The 19,848-nt window shown below is 61.6% G+C and carries 16 protein-coding genes and 1 tRNA gene; 8 read left to right on the top strand and 9 right to left on the bottom strand.

Annotated elements, in window-relative coordinates; all coding sequences use genetic code 11:
* Positions 1-22 precede the first annotated feature (22 nt).
* From V4529_09740 to thrS, 6 genes are all read right to left on the bottom strand, one after another.
* On the bottom strand, positions 23-1,096 hold the full coding sequence (locus V4529_09740) for a Glu/Leu/Phe/Val dehydrogenase (protein ID MES2358609.1): 1,074 nt from the start codon (positions 1,094-1,096) through the stop codon (positions 23-25).
* Positions 1,093-2,250, bottom strand: a complete 1,158-nt coding sequence (locus V4529_09745; protein MES2358610.1) for an acyl-CoA dehydrogenase family protein — start codon at positions 2,248-2,250, stop codon at positions 1,093-1,095. Before V4529_09745 ends, V4529_09740 begins: the two co-directional genes overlap by 4 nt.
* Positions 2,243-3,091, bottom strand: coding sequence for a 3-hydroxybutyryl-CoA dehydrogenase (locus V4529_09750; GenBank protein MES2358611.1), 849 nt, complete (start codon positions 3,089-3,091; stop codon positions 2,243-2,245). The genes V4529_09745 and V4529_09750 overlap by 8 nt, the downstream gene beginning before the upstream one ends.
* Before the next feature lie 59 nt (positions 3,092-3,150).
* Positions 3,151-4,032 carry a type II CAAX endopeptidase family protein gene (locus tag V4529_09755; protein ID MES2358612.1) on the bottom strand — a complete coding sequence of 294 codons (882 nt, stop codon included), beginning with the start codon at positions 4,030-4,032 and terminating at the stop codon, positions 3,151-3,153.
* A 3-nt stretch (positions 4,033-4,035) separates the two neighbouring features.
* Positions 4,036-5,244 carry an acetyl-CoA C-acetyltransferase gene (locus tag V4529_09760; protein MES2358613.1) on the bottom strand — a complete coding sequence of 403 codons (1,209 nt, stop codon included), beginning with the start codon at positions 5,242-5,244 and terminating at the stop codon, positions 4,036-4,038.
* A gap of 70 nt (positions 5,245-5,314) precedes the next feature.
* Positions 5,315-7,306, bottom strand: coding sequence for a threonine--tRNA ligase (gene thrS, locus V4529_09765; GenBank protein ID MES2358614.1), 1,992 nt, complete (start codon positions 7,304-7,306; stop codon positions 5,315-5,317).
* 16 nt (positions 7,307-7,322) lie between these two features.
* Between thrS and V4529_09770 the strand changes: the two genes are divergently transcribed.
* The 8 genes from V4529_09770 to V4529_09805 all read left to right on the top strand — a co-directional run bounded on the left by V4529_09770 (position 7,323) and on the right by V4529_09805 (position 17,450).
* Positions 7,323-8,180, top strand: a complete 858-nt coding sequence (locus V4529_09770) for a BON domain-containing protein (protein MES2358615.1) — start codon at positions 7,323-7,325, stop codon at positions 8,178-8,180.
* Between the two features lie 95 nt (positions 8,181-8,275).
* On the top strand, positions 8,276-11,038 hold the full coding sequence (locus tag V4529_09775; GenBank protein MES2358616.1) for a valine--tRNA ligase: 2,763 nt from the start codon (positions 8,276-8,278) through the stop codon (positions 11,036-11,038).
* Entirely contained in the window at positions 11,035-12,246 is a 1,212-nt protein-coding gene (locus V4529_09780; protein ID MES2358617.1) for an Ig-like domain-containing protein, read from the top strand. The genes V4529_09775 and V4529_09780 overlap by 4 nt, the downstream gene beginning before the upstream one ends.
* Positions 12,247-12,316: 70 nt before the next feature.
* The gene (locus V4529_09785) at positions 12,317-12,877 is read left to right on the top strand and encodes an HAD family hydrolase (GenBank protein MES2358618.1); all 561 of its coding nucleotides are present in this window, start codon (positions 12,317-12,319) and stop codon (positions 12,875-12,877) included.
* Positions 12,874-13,467 carry a phosphoribosylglycinamide formyltransferase gene (locus tag V4529_09790; GenBank protein ID MES2358619.1) on the top strand — a complete coding sequence of 198 codons (594 nt, stop codon included), beginning with the start codon at positions 12,874-12,876 and terminating at the stop codon, positions 13,465-13,467. Before V4529_09785 ends, V4529_09790 begins: the two co-directional genes overlap by 4 nt.
* A 15-nt stretch (positions 13,468-13,482) precedes the next feature.
* Positions 13,483-15,015 carry a bifunctional phosphoribosylaminoimidazolecarboxamide formyltransferase/IMP cyclohydrolase gene (gene purH, locus V4529_09795; GenBank protein MES2358620.1) on the top strand — a complete coding sequence of 511 codons (1,533 nt, stop codon included), beginning with the start codon at positions 13,483-13,485 and terminating at the stop codon, positions 15,013-15,015.
* A gap of 15 nt (positions 15,016-15,030) precedes the next feature.
* Entirely contained in the window at positions 15,031-17,277 is a 2,247-nt protein-coding gene (locus V4529_09800) for a DUF2723 domain-containing protein (GenBank protein ID MES2358621.1), read from the top strand.
* Positions 17,278-17,365: 88 nt separating this feature from the next.
* Positions 17,366-17,450, top strand: a tRNA-Ser gene (locus V4529_09805).
* Between the two features lie 29 nt (positions 17,451-17,479).
* Here V4529_09805 and V4529_09810 read toward each other — a convergent pair.
* From V4529_09810 to V4529_09820, 3 genes are all read right to left on the bottom strand, one after another.
* Entirely contained in the window at positions 17,480-17,731 is a 252-nt protein-coding gene (locus tag V4529_09810) for a hypothetical protein (GenBank protein MES2358622.1), read from the bottom strand.
* A 77-nt stretch (positions 17,732-17,808) separates the two neighbouring features.
* A complete protein-coding gene (locus tag V4529_09815) occupies positions 17,809-17,994 on the bottom strand; it encodes a hypothetical protein (GenBank protein MES2358623.1) in 186 nt (61 codons plus the stop codon).
* A 601-nt stretch (positions 17,995-18,595) separates the two neighbouring features.
* Positions 18,596-19,138, bottom strand: a complete 543-nt coding sequence (locus V4529_09820; protein ID MES2358624.1) for a hypothetical protein — start codon at positions 19,136-19,138, stop codon at positions 18,596-18,598.
* Positions 19,139-19,848: the final 710 nt, after the last annotated feature.

The following is a 19,848-nucleotide window of genomic DNA, read 5'->3' on the forward strand; positions in this document are numbered from 1 at the left end:
CACACCTGCCTACGCTACGACTTCACGACTTGCGCGGCCACTGTGGCCACGTGCGCATCATTGAATTTACAGCCTGTAGCCGCCGCTCGGCGAGCCTGTCGGCCGCGCGATACGTCGGGATCCCATCCGTACGGGCGATCTCGAAGACGCCGAGTATGGTGTCATAGATCTCGTCGGCCTTGCGGAAGGAGCGCTTGGCGTCCCAACCGGCCAGCTCGCTGTACACGTTGATCACGCCGCCAGCGTTCGCAACGTAGTCGGGCGCGTACAGAATGCCACGCTCCTGCAGCATGTCGCCGTGACGCTCTTCCAGCAGCTGATTGTTGGCGGCTCCGGAAACGACCTCGACCTTGAGCTTGGGAATGGTCGCATCGTTGATGATTCCGCCGAGCGCGCAGGGTGCGAAGATGTCTGCCTCGACCGAATAAATCGCATCGCCTTCGACTGCGGTTGCGTTGGTCTCAGCCAACACCCATGCCACACGATCCGGATCGATGTCGGAGACGATCACCTTCGCGCCCGCCTTGTCCAGAGCCTTCGCGAGGTGACGGCCGACGTTGCCGCAACCCTGAATGCTGACCGTCTTCCCTTCCAGATCGTCCGAATCCCAGCGATACATCGCGGACGCCTGAATTGCGCGAAATACGCCGTGTGCTGTAACGGGCGATGGATCCCCTGACTTGCCAGCCAGCCCCGCGACATAGTCCGTCTCCATGTGGACGAAGTCCATGTCGGACGTGCTCGTGCCGACGTCTTCGGCGGTCACGTAACGGCCGCCGAGGCTCTCGACGAACCGTCCGTGTGCACGGAAGATCATCTCGCGGCGCGAGGTGCGATTGTCACCGATGATGACCGACTTGCCCCCACCGAGGTTGAGGCCGGCAACGGCGTTCTTGTAGGTCATGCCGCGCGCGAGGCGCAGGGCGTCGGTTATCGCCTCCTCGTCGCTCGCGTAGCTCCAGAAGCGAGTGCCACCGAGTGCGGGGCCCAGCGTCGTGTTGTGGATCGCGATGATGCCGCGATATCCGGACGACGGATCCGAGCACACGACCAACTGCTCATGGCCCATTTCAGCGATTGTGTCGAACAGCTTCATGCGTAAAGCTCCCGTGCTATGACGATGCGTTGAATTTCCGACGTGCCTTCGTAGATCTCCGTGATCTTCGCGTCGCGGAACAGTTTTTCCACCGGATAGTCCTTGACGTAACCATAACCGCCAAAGACCTGAATCGCCTCGGTGGTGACCCACATGGCCGTTTCGCTCGCGAAGAGCTTGGCCATTGACGCGGCCTGCTTTGCGCTCGATGCATTCGCATCCTTGGCGCGCGCAGCCGCGTAGAGTAGCGCGCGCGCTGCCGAGATGCGCGTCGCCATGTTGGACAACTTGAACTGAATCGCCTGAAAGTCCTTGATGGGTTCACCGAACTGCCGGCGCTCGGACGCGTATGCAACTGCAGCTTCGAACGCTGCACGTGCTATCCCGAGTGCCTGGGCCGCGATTCCGAGTCGTCCTGCGTTGAGAGAGCGCATTGCGTAAACGTAGCCCATCGATGGATCGCCGAGCAGATTCGCGCTCGGGACACGCAGTCCGTCCAGAACGAGCTGGACTGTCGGCGAGGCGCGGAGACCCATCTTGTCTTCCTTCTTGCCCACGTGAAATCCGGGCATGTCAGGTGTCACGATGAACGCCCCGATTCCGCGGCCGCCTTTCCGGTTGTCGGCCGTGTCCGTGCGCGCCTGAACGAGAATCACGTCGGCATATGGCCCGCTCGTGACCCACGCCTTGGTTCCGTTGAGAATCCACTCATCGCCGTCGCGAGCGGCTTGAGTGGAGAGTGCGGCGGCGTCCGACCCCGCCTCCGGCTCAGAAAGTGCGAATGCGCCGAGCAGCTCGCCGCGCGCCATCGGCTTTAGGAATCGCTGCTTCTGCTCCTCACTCCCGAAACTCGACAGCATCTGCGTGGGAAGTGAGTTGTGAACACTCATCATTACCGCGACCGATGCGTCCGCAGCGGCGATCTCTTCGAGTGCCACGAGATATGTAACCGTGTCGAGCGCGAGTCCATCGTATTCCTCGGCGGTCAACATGCCGAGGAATCCGAGATCACCCAGTTTTTTTACGAGCGTCGGCTCGAAGTACGAATCGGCGTCCCACTGTTTGGAGTACGGGACGATCTCCGCTGCGGCGAAGTCGCGCGCTACGCGCTGTATCTCGCGCTGTTCTTCGGTCAGCGGAAAGAGATCAAGCATACTTGTAGAATCCGCGTCCTGTCTTGCGTCCCAGCCAGCCGGCCGCGACGTACTTCTTCAGCAGAGGACAGGGGCGATACTTTGGATCGCCAAGTCCGTCGTGCATGACCTCCAGGATCGCGACACAGGTATCGAGTCCTATGAAGTCAGCGAGGGTGAGTGGGCCCATGGGATGATTCATTCCGAGCTGCATCACCGTGTCGATAGCTTCCGGCGTGCCCACACCCTCCATCACGCAATACACAGCCTCGTTGATCATGGGCATGAGGATGCGATTCGCGACGAAGCCGGGATAATCGCTCACCTCGACCGGCGTCTTGCCGAGCGCGCTGGCAAGTGAGACGACCTTCGCCGTGGTCTCGTCCGACGTCGCGAGACCGCGAATGATCTCGACCAGCTTCATCACCGGGACCGGATTCATGAAGTGCATCCCGACGACCTTTTCCGGACGCGCGGTCTTCGCCGCAATCTCCGTTATGGAGATGGAGCTCGTGTTGGTCGCGAGAATTGCGTCTGGTTTTGCGAGCTTGTCGAGATCGGTGAAGATCTTGTACTTGAGCGCGACATTCTCTGTCGCCGCCTCCACGATCAGCGACGCGTCACTCGCAGCCGCGAGGTCGGTCGCGAGCGTGACATTCGACAACGTCGCATCCTTCGCGGCCTGGTCGATGGTTCCCTTCTTCAGCTGGCGGTCGAGATTCTTCTCGATCGTGGCTTTGCCGCGATCGAGCGCGCTCTGCGCCACGTCGATCATCGTGACGGGGAACGAGGCCGCGGCAAAGACGTGCGCGATCCCGTTACCCATCTGACCAGCGCCGATTACGGCGATCTTCTCACTCATTTACATGATCCTCTTGCAGTTCGATCCGATCGTCATTCCCGCGAACGCGGGGATGCATTTTAGCGATTCTGAAGCGCTTCACTCTGCAAGCGCTCGCGATACCGTCCGTGCAGGTAGAACAGAAATACGAACATCCCCAATGCGGCCGCCACCCCGCCTTCCGGGCCCCATGATCCTCCGGTGAGCCAGTCCGGTCCGTTGTCTATCACGTGATAGTTCGGCGCGGTCACGCCCAGACCGCTCACCGCAGTGTGAAGACCCGCAGCCATGGTCAGGTTCCACGCGAAGTGAGCCATCCATGCGGCGTACAGGCTCTCCGTGACCAGCAGTATCGTACCAAGAAAAAATCCCGCGATGATCACCGCCGTGATCGACTCGGGATCTGCACCGGGATTGCGAAGATGTAACAGTCCGAATGCAATACTCGTCGCGACGAGCGTCGTTTTCCATCCGACCGTCTCGCGCAACACCGCGAATATGTAGCCACGCATCAACAGCTCTTCGGCCGCGGCAGCAGGAAGAAGAAAGAGCGCCATCTGCGCCGCTGCTACGGCCCAGTTCCCTTCGGGAGCTGGAACGATCCGCAGCTCGTGCATGGCCAGCAACACGACGCACGGAGCACCGATCGCGATCATTCCCATGAGAAAGCCACTGGTCAGCAACGCAGGCTGGGACGACGAACGTCCGAAGCGCACGAAATTCCAGTCGGCACCATCCACCCACCGCAGCGATACGAACGTTGCGACGAGAATCGCCAGGAAATCGATCCAGTAATACAGGATCGTGCGCACGCTCGCGAACGCGGCTCCCTGTAATCCCTGTGCGAGCGCCGCGGCGACCAGCGTCACCGCGACCCACACGATCAGGAAGATGAGAATGCGCCACGGAGCGCGAAGCTTTCGTTCTGACTGAGAAGCAAATACGAGAGATCGCGCGTCCAACAATCAGCTCGGCCGCTCTACGCTCATTGCGACGGCGTTCCCACCGCCGAGGCATAACGTCGCGAGCCCAGTTCGCTTGCCGCGATCCTTGAGCGCGTAGAGAAGCGTCGTGAGAATTCGCGCACCGCTCGCGCCGAGTGGATGGCCCAGTGCAATGGCACCGCCGTTCACGTTGACGCGCGCGGTGTCCCAGGCCAGCCCGCGAGCATCCGCGATCGACTGGGACGCGAACGCCTCGTTCGCTTCGATCAGATCGTAGTCACCGATCTTCGCACCCGTCTTCGCCATCAGCTTCTCGACAGCGACGATCGGCGCGAAGAATAGATCCTGCGGCTCGCCACCGCCGGTCGCGTAACCCGTGATGCGTGCAAGGATCTCGAGCTTGTGATCGATCGCGAACTGCTCGCTCACAACGACCACCGCGGCGGCACCATCGTTCAGCGTCGACGCGTTACCCGCAGTCACGGTCAGCTCTTGACTCTTGTCCTTGCCGGGAAATGCAGGACGCAGCTTCGCGAGCGATTCGACAGTGGTGTCCTTGCGCGGGCCCTCGTCCGTATCGATGGTCGTGGTCCCCTTTCGCCCCGCGATCTCGACCGGAACGATCTCGGCCTTGAACTTCCCAGCCTCGATCGCAGCGACCGCTTTGGAGTGCGACAGCGCCGCGAACACGTCCTGATCCTCGCGCGTCGCGTTTGCCTTGCGGGCGGTGTAATCCGCGTGGCTGCCCATGTGCACATCGCAGAACGAGCACCACAGACCGTCCTTTATCAATCCATCGACCATCGTCTGATCGCCGAACTTCACACCGCCGCGGTATCCGCTCACATAGTAAGGCGTGTTGGACATCGACTCCATTCCGCCCGCAACGACGACTTGCTCGTCGCCGGCCTTGATCGACGCGGCCGCGAGCATCACCGCCTCGAGGCCCGATCCGCATACCTTGTTGACGGTGAGCGCCGATACGGTCCCGGGGAGCCCCGCCTTGAGCGCTGCCTGTCGCGCCGGTGCCTGACCGACTCCGGCTTGAAGGACGTTGCCCATGATCACGTTCCCAACGTCCGCGGGTGAAACGCCCGCTCGGGAAAGGGCGGCACGTATGGCGATCGCGCCGAGTTCCGTGGCTGAAAGTGGTGCAAGGCCGCCCAGGTAACGCCCGATGGGCGTCCTGGCGGCCGATACGATTACTGGTTGCCGGCTGAGGTCTGACATGGGTGGAAAGCTAATCGGAACGCTCCGAATTTTCCCCCACAACGCGCGCCGGTGCCGCGAACGCGCAAAATCACGGCGTGAGTGACCGCGAAGCGATCTCGGATTGCACGCGCCTTACAAAGTCAGCCAGAGGAGTGACTTCCTGCTTGCTCCCCGCGCCGCGTGTTCGTACGGCAACGCTCCCCTGCTCGGCTTCCCGGCCTCCCACTACCGCCATGTAGGGGATCTTGAGCGTTTCAGCCTCGCGGATCCTGTAGTTCAGGGTCTGGTTGCGGTCATCCAGATGCGCGCGCACGCCGGCCTCGACCAGCGCGTCCCGTACCGCGCGCGCCGCCTCGAACTGTGCGTCGGAAATCGGTACTATGCGCACCTGCTCCGGCGCGAGCCAGAGCGGAAACGCGCCCGCGAAGTGCTCGATCAGAATCGCGATGAAACGCTCGAACGATCCCAGAATGGCACGGTGAATGATGACCGGTCGGTGCGGCTGGTTGTCCTCGCCCGTGTAGCTCAGATCGAATCGCTCGGGGTTCGCGTAATCGAGTTGAATCGTCCCGAGCTGCCACTGACGACCGATGGAATCGGTCACGTCGAAGTCGATCTTGGGACCGTAGAATGCGCCGTCGCCTTCCTTGAGCTCGTACGGCAGTCCCGTGTTGATCAACGCAGCACGCAACGACTCCTCGGCGCGATCCCACATCTCGTCCGTACCTACACGAAACTCGGGGCCGGGCCGCGTCGCGAACTTCGCCGTGTAGCTGAGCCCGAACGCTCCGTAGCAATCGTTGACCATCTCGACCAGACTCTTCACCTCATCGGTGATCTGCGATTCGGCGAGATAGATGTGCGCATCGTCCTGCTGGAACTGACGCACGCGCGTGAGTCCCGACAGCGCGCCGGAGATCTCGTTGCGGTGCAGCACGTCCTGCGTCGCGTAGCGGACGGGAAGCTCGCGATAGCTGTGCTTTCTGCTCCCGTACAGAACGTGATGCGACGGGCAGTTCATCGGCTTGAGCGAGAAGTCGTGCTCGCCCGTCTCGTTGTCGAGGACGAGGAACATGTTCTCCTTGTACTTGCCCCAGTGTCCCGACTGCTCCCACAGCGTCTTGTGATACAGCAGCGGCGTCTTCACTTCGTCGTAGCCGGCCACGCGCAGCTTGCCGCGCATGAAGTCAACAAGTCCGTTATAGATGATCGTTCCGCGATTGGTCCAGAACGCAGCGCCAGGAGCGATGGGATGGAACTGGAACAGGTCCAGCTCCTTGCCCAGTCTGCGATGGTCGCGCCGCTTCGCCTCCTCGATGCGATAGAGGTAGGCGTCCAGATCTTCCTTCCGGAACCACGCAGTTCCATAGATGCGCTGGAGCATCTGGCGCTTTTCGTCTCCGCGCCAGTACGCGCCCGCCGTGCTCATCAGCTTGAAGTGCTTGAGGTAGGACGTATCCTGGACGTGCGGTCCCCGGCACAAATCCGTGAACGGGCCGTCGGTATAGGTGGAAATCACCTCGCCGTCGGGCAACTCGGACAATCGTTCGAGTTTTAATGGATCGCCTTGGAACACTCGTTCGGCGGCCACGCGATCGAGCTCTGCGCGGACGAAGGGGTATTTTTCCGATGCGATTTTGCGCATCTGCTTTTCGAACGCCTCGAGATCTTCCGGGGTGAACGGATGGTCGACGCCGAAGTCGTAGTAGAACCCGTCCTCGATCGATGGACCGAAGCCGATCTGCGCATCAGGACGCACGCGCCGGACGGCAGTCGCGAGAAGGTGCGCGGCCGAGTGACGCAGAACAGGGAGGGCCTCCGGGTCGCGCTCGGTGAGCACGCGGAACGCCCCGCTCTTGCGGAGCGGCGTCATCAGGTCCTGGATCTCGCCGTTCACAGAAACCGCGATTGCGGCACGTAGCAGGCGGTCCCCAATGGATCCCACTACCTCTGATGGCAGGGTACCTTCGGGGACGGATCTTACAGAACCGTCGGGAAGCGTTAGCTCTAACAAGAAATCGTCTGATTGAGAGTTCGCCCGGGTGGCCTTCTTCTTGCCGCCTTCATGATGCGACACCATCTAATTAATCGAGCGTATGCGTAAGCTATCCTTTGAGGAAAACCTCCGCCACAGGTTGCGCGACCTCCCGCGCTTCCGTCACCAGGATGAACGCCCCAGCACGGGCGAGGGGCTGGTGTATCTGGCGATCGGCGCGGTGGCAGGTATCGCCGCGGGCGTTGTGATCGCGCAGAAATTCGGCGGCTTCTCTGCTCTCGCCACAAAGCTGCGCGAGCGGCTCGGCGCACAGGAGGAAGACGAGTTCGTCGCCAGCGAATATGACGAGTACGACGAAGAGGACTACGACGTCGACGAGGATGAAGATGAAGAGGAGGAGTTATCGCCTCTCGAAGAGCTCGAGGAGCGCGTCCTCGAGGCATATCACAACGATCCCATCCTGAGCGAGCGCGCGATCGACATCGGCGCCATAGATGAGGGGATCATCGAGCTCACCGGTTGGGTGTATGCGGCAAGTGAGGCCGAGCACGCCGTGACCGTCGCCCGGGGCACCCCTGGAGTGGGTACGGTGCTCAACCGCCTTGCCGTACGAGCTGAAGAAGACCAGATGAACGATGCGGCGGACCGTTACGACGCCGGCGAGGATCGCCTCACAGAGGCACACTGGGAGGGCCAGGGCGTCGGAATGGGGCGGAAGCGCCAGGGCGACTCCTCGGAGGCCGACCGGAACGAGGATCCCAAGCCGAATCTGGAAGACAAATGGATGAACGAGGACGAGGCCTATCGCTCCGCAGCCGAGCCTGTCGATGAAATCGTGGCGCGGCACAAGCGACCGCCGTCGCAGCGCGGCCGCGCGGATGGTTCGCCCGCGGCGCCGGGCGGCGTTCCCAAGGCGGACAACGTGGCGAATCCCGAAGAGGCACCGCCCGCCGCGTAGTGGCCCTCGTGAGATCGCGGCGCGCGACGCGACGTCACGATCTCACCATCTGTTCTGAGCGCGGCACTACCGTCAGGCGTTAAATTGGGCGTTGAATGACCACGCCCCCGACAGCTGAGATTCCAGCTCAGTACGATCCGGCGGCGACCGAGCGCGAGTGGTATGAGCGCTGGCTCGCCGCCGATGCATTTACGGCCGATGCCGCCCGCTCCACTCGCAGCGGCGGAGATCGCACGCCCTTCACCATAGTGATGCCGCCGCCAAACGTCACCGCGGTGCTGCACGTCGGCCACGGATTGAACAACACCGTGCAGGACGTGATAGCGCGCTGGCGTCGCATGTGCGGCGACGAAATGCTCTGGCTCCCCGGCACCGACCACGCGGGCATCGCGACACAGAACATCGTGGAGAAGTTGCTGGCGAGCGAGGGAAAGACACGCTTCGACCTCGGCCGCGACGCATTCATCGCGCGCACGATGGAGTTCGTCGCCGACACGGGCGGCGCGATCCTCGAACAGTTGCGATCGATCGGCGCGTCGTGCGACTGGTCGCGCACTGCTTACACGCTGTCGCCGGAGTTGTCGGTCGCGGTGCGCGAAGCGTTCGTGCAGCTGCACGAGCGGGGATTAATCTATCGTGGTCACCGCGTCATCCACTGGTGTCCGCGCTGTCTCACGTCATTGAGCGACGAGGAAGCGGAGCACGACGACGAAGCGGGCTCGCTTTACCACATCAGATACGCGATCGTGGGAGAGCCGGGCAAGTGGCTCACCGTTGCAACTACGCGCCCCGAAACGATGCTCGGCGACGTCGCACTGGCGGTGAACCCGGATGACGAGCGATACGCATCGCTGATCGGCAGGACCGTCATTCTCCCGATAGCCGGCATCGAGATTCCGATAATTGCGGATGCGTACGCCGATCCCGCCTTCGGCACGGGTGTCGTCAAGATCACGCCCGCGCACGATCCCAACGATTTCGAAGTTGGAAAGCGCCACGCGCTGTCGATGCCGGTGATCATGACGGCGGAAGGCAACATCGACAACGTTACGGATGCCGAGGGACGTGTTCCGCCCGAACTGCGCGGCGTGGAGCGGTTCGAGGCGCGCGACCGCATCGTAGCGATGCTCAAGGAAAGTGGCGCACTTGCGAAGGTCGAGGCACATCAACACGCAGTTCGACATTGCTATCGGTGTGGAACGGTTGTGGAGCCGCGCCTGTCGGACCAGTGGTTCGTGCGCATGCGCGAGCTCGCTGCGCCGGCACTCGAGGGCGTGCGTACCGGGCGCATTCGCATCCTCCCGGAGCGCTGGGAAGCGGTGTACGTGAACTGGCTGGAAGGGATTCGCGACTGGAATATCTCGCGTCAGCTCTGGTGGGGACATCGCATCCCAGTCTGGTATTGCGTGAATCACGGCTGCGTGACCGTGAGCCGGACGGACGTCACATCGTGTCCTGATTGCGGCGGTCCGGTGCGGCAGGACGAGGATGTGCTCGACACCTGGTTCTCTTCCTGGCTCTGGCCGTTTTCCACGCTCGGTTGGCCGAACGCGGATGCAGCGGATCTCAGGGCGTTCTATCCGACCGACGATCTCGTTACTGCACCGGAGATTCTGTTCTTCTGGGTCGCGCGAATGGTGATGGCCGGTTACGCCTTCATGGGCGACGCTCCGTTTCACACGATCTATCTGCACGGAACGGTTCGCGATACAAACCATGTGAAGATGTCCAAGTCACTTGGCAACGGGATCGATCCGCTCGATGTCGTGCGTCTCTATGGTGCCGATGCGTTGCGCTACACCGTGATCTCGGGAATGGGAATGGGTGCGGACCTGGTACTCGATCCGGGCGATCTGGATCGCTCGTTCGCGCCGGGCCGCAATTTCGCGACGAAGCTCTGGAACATCGGACGCTTTCTTCTCACCAAGGTTGGTGAGGAGCCCGTCGTTTCCGTAAGCGACATCGAACCTTCGCGGCTTGCGCGCGCCGACCGCTGGATTCTCGATCGTCTCAACGTCGCGATTGGGGAATGCGACGCTGCCCTGGGCCCGGCTCGTCCAACTGGCACCACGTGGGATCGGAGCGAGCTGCACGCTGGACTGCGATTGAACGAGTACGCCGAGACAGCGCGGCGTTTCGTGTGGAACGAGCTGGCCGACTGGTATCTCGAAAGCGTCAAGAGCCGAGTCGCGACAGAAGGCGATGACCGCGACGTTGCACGCGCGGTGCTCGTGCACGTCTTCGACGCCGCGTTGCGACTGTTGCATCCCGTGATTCCGTTCATCACCGAAGCGCTGTGGCAACGACTGCCGGAGCGCGCGGCGAAAGATTCTCCGCTTCTCTGCACCGCGACGTGGCCGGTCGCGTCGCCCGTGCGCGCGGACGGCGGTGCGGCCGAATTCGAACGCGTGCGTGAATGCGTCGACGCCCTGCGTGCAATGCGCGCGGAATATGGAGTTACACCGGGCAAGGTCGTTCATGCAGTCGTCGTGGCGACGCCGACTCCGGAGTTGTACATCACGGAGGCCGGACTGATCGGGCAGCTCGCGCGCGCGACGCTGACGGTTTCGGGTCGAGTCGATGGACCCGCCGTGCACACATTGCTCGCTGACGGAAGCGATCTAGTCATCTCGCTCGGCGGCCTCGTCGATCTCGAGCAGGAGCGACGCAAGCTCGAGGTCGAGTTGAATCAGTTGGAGGGTCAGCTTGCTGCACTGCGCGGCAGGCTCGCCAATGAGTCCTTTACCACCCGTGCACCTGCACATATTGTCGATGCCGAGCGCGCCAAGGAGCGAGAGTGGTCCGCGCGCGCCGAGGCGTTGCGCAAGAAGGTCATTACGCTCGGGGTTGGTACTTGAGGATAAGGCGCAGCAGCGTCTTCAACGCACTGGCGATGCTCGCGCTGTTTGCGTGCGCATCTCCGGGCGTTCCGCCGGGCGGACCTGAGCGCCACACGCCGCCTGCGATCACGCGCATCCAGCCGGACACGAACAGCGTCGGCGTGCGCGGAAGGGATTTCGTGATTCACTTCGACGAGGTGATCTCGGAACATCCTGCCGGAGCAACGACGCTCGGCGACCTGGTACTCATATCGCCGCAGCGCGGAAAGCCTGACGTGGAGTGGCATCGGTCGTCGCTCAGCATTCATCCGCCCAAGGGCTGGCGCGCAAACACGACGTACACTGTCACGATACTTCCGGGCATCGCCGACCTTCGCGGCAACGTGCGCACGACGCCGACCGTCGTAACCTTTTCCACCGGTCCATCGATCCCGAACACGTCGATCCGAGGTACGATGTTCGACTGGCTTTCCGGATTGCCTGTCACGAGCGGCATGATCGAAGTGCGACCTCAGACCGATACGTCGGTGGTTTACGTAACGGCGTCGGATTCGATCGGGCATTACCGCCTCGTCGGACTTCCACCCGCGCGGTACCACGTTCGTGGCTATGCCGACGCCAACCGGAATCGCGGTCTCGATCCCGGCGAGGCGTTCGACACGACCGTTGTCGATCTCGCCGATTCGCTCAACCTCGAGATACTCACCTTTGCGCACGACTCGACCGGACCCAGGCTCGGGAGTGTGAGCCTGCGGGATTCGGTCACGCTGGACGCAAGCTTCGATACACCCATAGATCCACGCGTACCGCTCACGCCGGCGCAGTTCACGCTGACTGCGCCCGACTCGTCGCGCATCGCGATCGTATCGGTAAAGGCGATGCAGCAGCAGGACACCGCTCACGCACTGCCCGTGCCGCCAGCCGTCCCCGCGCAGCAATCGGTGATCCCGGTGCCACAGCGGCGTCCCACACCAGCCCGGATCGTGTTGCCGAAGCCTACCCGCCCGCTGCTCGCGCGCAACGTGATCATTGTTGTTGCGAAGCCTCTGCAGGCGGGCGCCACGTATCGTCTCGACGTACTGAATGCCACGGGACCGACGGGTCGCAAGCTGTCGTCCGACCGGACCTTCACGGTCCCGAAACCGGAAAAGCCACGCGCATCGAAAGAACCAGCGCCCAGGCCGGCCTCGCCCGATACCACTCGACGCGTGCGACCAGCGCGATGAGCGTTCTGATCTGCATTGCATGCAGCATCCCACGCACCATCGTACGCACCGTCGCGCGCCACCGCCCTCGATGATCCAGGCGCCAACGACTGTCTTTCTGGATCGGGACGGGACCATCATTCGCGACGTGGGCTACCTGTCTCGCCCGGAGGATGTCGAGCTCCTCGCCGGCGCCGCACGCGCTATTGCACGCCTCAACAACGCAGGCATCCCGGTGATCGTGATCACGAATCAATCCGGAATCGGACGTGGCCGTTTCACGACGGACGACTATCTGCTCACCCAGCGGCGACTTGACGAACTGCTGCGCGACGGTGGCGCGGTGATCGACGCAACCTATTTCTGCCCCGATCATCCCTCTTTCACAGGACCGCGCAGTTGCCGCAAGCCCGGCATCGCGCTGTTCGAGCGCGCAGTCGCCGAGCACGCACTCGACATGAGTGCACCGAGCTACGTTGGCGATCGGTGGCGTGACGTCGAACCGTTTCATCAGCTTGGCGGCACGCCGGTGCTGATCAGCGGACCTGGCACGCCTCCAGAAGACGTCGAACGCGCGAGGGACGAGGACGTCACCATCGTTGCATCGCTTGCCGATGCGATCGACGTGCTGCTTGGGCCCGATCAGCTGTGAAAACGCGCATCGCGGTTCTTGCATCCGGCGGCGGTACCAATCTGCAGGCGATACTGGACCACTTTGCGGCGCTTGGTGACGCGGCGTGCGGCGAAGTGGTAGTCGTCGCGTCAAACCGGGCCAGCGCTGGTGCGCTCGATCGAGCGCGCACTGCCGGAATCGACGCGCTGGTGTTCGATGCACGTTCAGAAGACGATCTCATGCGCATCCTCACCGGACACAACATCCAGTTGATTGCGCTCGCCGGATATCTGCGTCTCGTGCCACCTGGCGTGATCGCGCACTACAGCGGCCGGATCGTAAACGTGCACCCTGGCCCACTTCCCGCATTTGGCGGGGCCGGCATGTACGGTGTGCGCGTGCACGAAGCGGTGCTTGCAGCAGGACTGCGCGAGTCCGCCGTGACTGTGCACCTGGTCACTGAACTATACGATGACGGCCACCCGCTCGCGACATGGCCCGTCCCCGTGCTCGAAAACGACACCCCCGATGTCCTTGCGGCACGGGTACTGCGCGTCGAGCACATCATCTTCCCTCGAATCATCGATGCGCTTGCCGCTACTGTCGTTGCCGACGGTAGCACGCGCTGAATACGGACATACATCATGCCTCTCGCCTTACTATCAGTCTCCGATAAGACCGGCCTCGTGGAATTCGCACGCGGACTCGTCGAGCTCGGCTGGGATCTCGTGTCGACCGGCGGAACGTCGCGTGCCCTGCGCACCGCAGGCCTCAGCGTTCGCGACGTAAGCGATCTCACACAGTTTCCCGAAATGCTGGACGGCCGCGTCAAGACGCTGCATCCTATGATTCACGGCGGGCTGCTGGCGCGTCGCGATTCCGACGAGCACGCTGAAACCGTTCGCATTCACGCGATCCCGTGGATCGATCTCGTCGCAGTCAATCTCTATCCGTTCAGAGAAACCGCGGCGCGTGCCGACGTCAGTGCCGATGACGTCGTCGAGCAGATCGACATAGGCGGCCCCGCCATGCTTCGATCGGCGGCCAAGAATTTCGACGCAGTGACTGTGATTTGCGATCCCGCCGATTACACTCGAGTCCTGGCGGCATTGCAGGCCAAGGACGACGACAAGGATCTGCGCAAGCGTCTCGCTGCAAAAGTATTCGAGCACACGGCTGCATACGACGGGGCGATAGCCGCCTGGTTTGCGTCCGAGCGTGGCGACCGGTTCGCCGACTCGCTCGTAATCGCGCTCGAGCGATCGCAGACGTTGAGATACGGCGAGAATCCAGGGCAACGCGCGGCGTTCTACGTCGAATCGAAGGGACGGGGGCTCGACGCGCTCGTGCAGCACGGCGGCAAGGAGTTGAGCTTCAACAATCTGCTCGACCTCGAAGGCGCGCTGCTCGCAGCCGATGCATTCTCGGGACAGACCTGTTGCGCGATCATCAAACACACAACGCCGTGCGGCCTCGCGATCGGCGCGTCACCGCTCGAAGCTTATCAGAAGGCGCTAGCGTGCGACCCGCAATCGGCGTTCGGCTCCGTGATCGCCTTCACCGCGCCGGTCGACACTGCAGCAGCAGAAGCGCTGTCCAGTCTGTTCGTCGAGTGCATCGTCGCTCCTTCGTTCTCGCCCGATGCCCTCAGCATACTCGGCAAGAAGAAGAACCTTCGCGTGCTCGAAGGAACCGCGGCGTGGCCGCGCGGCTCGTACGACTTCAAGCGTGTGCGCGGTGGTCTCCTGGTGCAGGACCGCGCACCGGAGCCCATTCCGTACGCTCACTGGAGAGTCGTTACCGACCGGACACCGACCGATCGCGAGCGCGACGACCTCGCGTTCGCCTGGCAGGCGGTCGCGAGCGTCAAGTCGAATGCCATCGTGCTCGTGCGAGACGGCGCCACCATCGGGATCGGAGCCGGCCAGATGTCGCGCGTGGACGCGTCGTTCCTCTCGGTTCACAAGGCGCACAACGCCGGCCATGAAACCGCCGGAGCGGCGCTCGGCTCGGACGCGTACTTCCCCTTCCGCGACGGCGTGGATCATGCCGCCGAGGCGGGTGTCACGGCGATCGTCCAGCCCGGCGGTTCCATCAGAGACGCGGAAGTCATTGCGGCGGCGAACGAGCACGGGATCGCGATGGTATTTACCGGTCAACGCCAGTTCCGCCACTAGCCTATCTTTCTGCCCATGTCTGCAACCACAGCCACAACAATCGCGGAAGTCGATTACCGCCCGTCCTACGGGGCGGCCGCGATCGCCGCAACGCTGGTCTTCGTTCTGTACCTCGTCACCCTGTCGCCATCCACGGCGATGTGGGACACGAGCGAGTACATCGCCGCGGCCTTCACGTTCGGCCTTCCGCACCCCCCCGGCAACCCGTTCTTCGTGATTCTCGGGCGGTTCTTCTCGATCCTGCCCATCGCGCCGAACGTGGCGATGCGAATCAACATCCTCGCTGCGCTGTGCAGCGCGGTGTCGGCGGGAATGTGGTTCCTGATCGCGGAGCGTGTGCTCGCCGGCTGGCTGCCGCGCAAATGGCAACGGCTCGCGGGGGGCGCGCTCGCCGCGCTCATCGGCTCGACCGCGTTTACCGTGTGGGCGCAGTCGGTCGTCAACGAAAAAGTGTACACCGTGTCGCTCGTCGGAATGGCGATCGTTGCGTGGCTGACGGTGCGCTGGTGTGACGATCCCGACGGACCCAGGGCCGATCGCTTGCTCGTGCTCGTAGCATATCTGAGCGGACTCGGCTACGCGAATCACATGGCCGGCTTCCTGGCATTGCCGGCGGTGTTCGTTGCAGTGCTCGTGATCCGTCCGCGCACCTTTCTGCGCTGGAAGCTCCTGCTGGCGGGATTGTTCGCGATCGTGCTCGGGATGACACCGTTCCTCACGCAGCCGATCAGATCCGCGTACTTCCCGCGGATCAACGAAGGCGAGACTACCGGCTGCGTAACGAAGATCGCCGCAGATTGCACGTTCAGCAAGCTGACGTACGACCGGTTCATGTACAACTTCAACCGCACTCAGTACGGCAAGCCCGCCCTGACGGACAGGCAGGTTCCGTTCACGGCGCAGATCGGTATGTGGTGGACGTATTTCAGGTGGCAGTGGCTGCGGGACGCCAACGGTACGCATGCAGCTGCTCAGGAAGCACTCGCGTGGGTATTCCTGCTATTGGGATTGCTTGGCGGCTGGGTTCACTGGCAACGAGACCGACGAAGTTTCTGGTTCTTCGGCCCGCTGATCTTCACCGTGACGCTGGTGCTGATCTACTACATGAATTTCAAGTATGGCTATTCACAGGCACCCGAGCTTGGCGACGCCGTACCGCGGGAAGTTCGTGATCGAGATTATTTCTATCTGTGGAGCTTCAGCGCGTGGAGCGTGTGGGTAGCGCTCGGACTGTTCAACGTCTGGGAGCGACTCGCCCAGATGTTCGGGTCGGATCCGGTGCGCATGGGAACCGAGACTGTGGAAGTTCCTCGCCAGTCGAGCTGGATGGCGGCGTCCCCACTGCTGCTGCTTGCCGTGATTCCGCTGTGGGGCAACTGGAGCTCCGCATCGCGGCATGGGCAGACGGACACGCGTGACTTCGCGCACGATCTGCTCGAATCCGTCGAGCCATACGGCGTGCTCATCACCGTGGGCGACAACGATACCTTCCCGCTCTGGTACGCTCAGGAAGTCGAGCACATAAGGCCTGACGTCACAGTGCTGTGCACGTCGCTGCTCAACACCGACTGGTACACGCGCCAGCTGATCCGTAATCCTATCCGGCCGTACGACGTTGCGAACGGGCCGCCCGCATATGCGGGTCGCACGTGGACACGCCCGACCAAGCCGATAATCGATCTCAGCTACACGCAATCGGATTCGGTACCACCCGCGGTTGCGCTCGATGCACCGCAGGATCTCAACACCAAGAGCGGATTTCACTTCTCCGTGCATCCACGCGACCTCGGGGGCGGCTTTCACGGCCTCGAGCGCGCCGATCTCTTCGTGCTCTACATCATTCGCGACGCATTTCCGTCGACTCCGGTGTACTTCAGTCGTACCGATGGCAGCTATCCGGACGAGATGGGCTTCGGCAACAATCTCCTGACGACCGGTCTGGCGCGGAAGCTCGTAGCAACTCCGCCAACCGCCTCATCGACGATCGTGCATCTGCCGGGCGACGGATGGTTCGACATCGCGACGACGTACTCACTCTGGACCAAGAGCTTTGACGCGCCCAAGTCACTCGCCGCGCGTCACGGCTGGGTGGACCGGCCGTCGGTCGGGATTCCGTACGTGTACGTTCGGACGGGTGCAGTGCTCTCCGAAGCGTTGCTCCAGGTCGGCCGTCAGGCAGATGCGCAGAAGGTCATGGCGACCACGCAGCGTGTGGCCAACGGCACAGGTCTCGCGGAGCTTTTGACGGCGCAGCAGCAGTAGGGCGCGGATATATCCGCGGCGTAGGATCGCGGGGCGTATCCGCGGCGCAGGAAGGCGCGGGCGATATGCAGTCCGCGCAGGTTGTACTGGAGGCGTGCCAGAGCGGTTTAATGGGTCAGTCTTGAAAACTGAAGAACCGAAAGGTTCCGTGGGTTCGAATCCCACCGCCTCCTTTAGTTATGTTATGGCTATTCTCTGCCCATCATATGGCGATCACGGCCACGAAGAAGATCGCCCACGTCACAACTAGTGCCAGCAGCAGGAGCCGCATCCGGTCAACTATTTCGTAACCTGAGACCTGATAGCTCCTGAAGTTGAACACCCACAGTGACCTGCGTTGGAGAAATTCAGATATCTCCGGCGTGGGCTTCCGGAACGGAATTGAGCGCCTATACGTATGGTGCAGCATGATCAATACTGCGACGAACGGTACGCTGCACAATATTTTTAGCACGATTCGCAAATTGTCCCCAACGCGGTAGGATCAAGCCGGCCTGAATACCCGTGCGATCAGTGTCAGCAACCGTCAACTTAGCGATGTAACGGCTCAGTCACCTTCTCCGACTCCATCAACTTCCGGAGAACTGACGCGAAGAACGGGGACACGGCTCTCGGTCCATGCGGTCTGAATATCACGGCCGAGTCGCCGCGAAACATGAAGTCAGTCGTATCCGTTACCACCTCTGGTGACTTGCCGAGCGATTTCCCTGCCGACATGGACCGATCATGCACGCGAATCCATCGAACAGTGTCGCCATGCTGGACAAACTTGGACCTTGATATCCGACCCGAGCGAGTGGGAACCGGCATGAGAGGTGCGCATATGTTCAGATCGGGTTTGGAACTCGACGGAGCGGATAACTGGCTTTGCAGGCACTTAGAGTAGTCGACTTCCTGCAAATCTCTCCGCAGGTTTTTCGCAACCGCAGGAGATACTGCCTTCGCACCAAGCGGCGTAAACATCACGGCCGAGTCGCCCAGAAACATGAACTTGAGGGTGTCGATCGGGTGCCGCATCTTCGCGAAGAGCGCGGGGTCGGGGATCCAACGGACCGTATCGCCGTGTACGGTATACGTAGCGGTAACAACTGACAGTTGCCTCTGTGTTCTCACGGCGTTTGCCTGAGCGTAGACCGTATGTGGAAGTGCGCTTGACATAGCGAGCAGAACGACCATCGACGTTCCTATGCTTAGTTTGCGACACGAGCTCACACCGGACGTGCAATCAGTTGCGCCATGATGCTGCGCGCGCGTGCCGAGGGAATCGGACTCGAGTGGCGTGCAATCCGACATATTCCCTACACGGAACGGAATTGGATCAATCCTGGTTTTCGTAGCAGCCATAATTGTCGGTGTAAAGATACGTACCATCGGCATCGTACCAATCGACGTAATAGCATGTGACTCCACCGCCCGCGCCATCCTGAGTGCCATCGTCCGAAGTATATGACCCTTCATAGCCGTATTGATTGGGGTCTGGCGGCGGATCTAAGGGTTGGCTCCAGCATCCATCCGCACCGTAGAGCGTCGTGAGAATGTTGAGCTGCAGCAACTGCGCACTCATATCCGCGTAGTCAGCTTCGAATTCACCGAGGTTGATCCAGTCCCCCAGTGTGTCCGGAAATTCAGTTGTATAGCCACCGACGCCATCAATGGTCAGTGTACCATCAGGATTCAGAACAATCGACGCACCACTCAGATTCGCCTCATCAATTTCATCTTCGACGGTAGCTTTCGCCTCACTATAAGCGGGCGTGAGCTGGTTGATTGTCGTGGAGATGTCGGTGCACGAATATCCAGAATCGTCATCATAATCCACGTCTGCGGCGACAGGCGGCGTACGGATCACGGACTGTGCCAAGGACTTTATTGACTGCGACGTTGTGGGAAGCAACTGACTTGCAGCGGGGGCTAATACATTCGCGGACGGCGTTTGTGCATCGGAGGTCGTAGCACTCGTCGCGTGGCGCACTCTGCGCATTACTGATCGCCTACTGTCTCGCTTGACACGTGTTATGAAGGCTGGATTCCGCGCAAGGCGATCTAGCATATCTTGGATGTAATTCATTCTGTCGAAGACGCGACCGAGCTTACGAGCGACGGCTGGTGATAGGTTGGAAGTATGCCCCTGATCGTCGGATAGAGTAGCAGTGACCTCATCAACGACTAGAAGATGACCTCGGTGCGTGTGATGCTGATGTCTGCCGTGGGTACTGGCAACCAAATCGGCTGCCGCACTGATTTTCGCATCCGCTTTCGGCGATGTAATATCACCCGCACAGGCAATAATTGTTGCGCCTACAACGCCGACTCCGACTGCCACAACTCTCCTTGATAAGAGCATGATCAGTGATCCGGCCGAATGTGGGACAACGTATGTCACGCGACGTGCAACGCATTAGTCGCCACTGCACTATGGCGAACGCCAATGCCTCAACCGACCCAAACCTGAGGACTATGCGAATTCTGTCAACGGCAAGATTCCATAAAGCTTTAGTGACTGGAATCCCACCCCGCGCAAGCGCTGTATCGACACTTACCACTGTCTGATCGGATTCCGCGATGCAACTC

It is taken from the genome of Gemmatimonadota bacterium (genome assembly GCA_040388625.1).
Lineage (GTDB): Bacteria > Gemmatimonadota > Gemmatimonadetes > Gemmatimonadales > Gemmatimonadaceae > Fen-1247.

Coding starts and splice junctions, on each gene's coding strand:
- V4529_09740 (MES2358609.1), bottom strand. CDS start 1,096: ATGAAGCTGTTCGACACAATCGCTGAAATGGGCCATGAGCAGTTGGTC.
- V4529_09745 (MES2358610.1), bottom strand. CDS start 2,250: ATGCTTGATCTCTTTCCGCTGACCGAAGAACAGCGCGAGATACAGCGC.
- V4529_09750 (MES2358611.1), bottom strand. CDS start 3,091: ATGAGTGAGAAGATCGCCGTAATCGGCGCTGGTCAGATGGGTAACGGG.
- V4529_09760 (MES2358613.1), bottom strand. CDS start 5,244: ATGTCAGACCTCAGCCGGCAACCAGTAATCGTATCGGCCGCCAGGACG.
- thrS (MES2358614.1), bottom strand. CDS start 7,306: ATGGTGTCGCATCATGAAGGCGGCAAGAAGAAGGCCACCCGGGCGAAC.
- V4529_09770 (MES2358615.1), top strand. CDS start 7,323: ATGCGTAAGCTATCCTTTGAGGAAAACCTCCGCCACAGGTTGCGCGAC.
- V4529_09775 (MES2358616.1), top strand. CDS start 8,276: ATGACCACGCCCCCGACAGCTGAGATTCCAGCTCAGTACGATCCGGCG.
- V4529_09785 (MES2358618.1), top strand. CDS start 12,317: ATGATCCAGGCGCCAACGACTGTCTTTCTGGATCGGGACGGGACCATC.
- purH (MES2358620.1), top strand. CDS start 13,483: ATGCCTCTCGCCTTACTATCAGTCTCCGATAAGACCGGCCTCGTGGAA.
- V4529_09800 (MES2358621.1), top strand. CDS start 15,031: ATGTCTGCAACCACAGCCACAACAATCGCGGAAGTCGATTACCGCCCG.
- V4529_09815 (MES2358623.1), bottom strand. CDS start 17,994: ATGTCGGCAGGGAAATCGCTCGGCAAGTCACCAGAGGTGGTAACGGAT.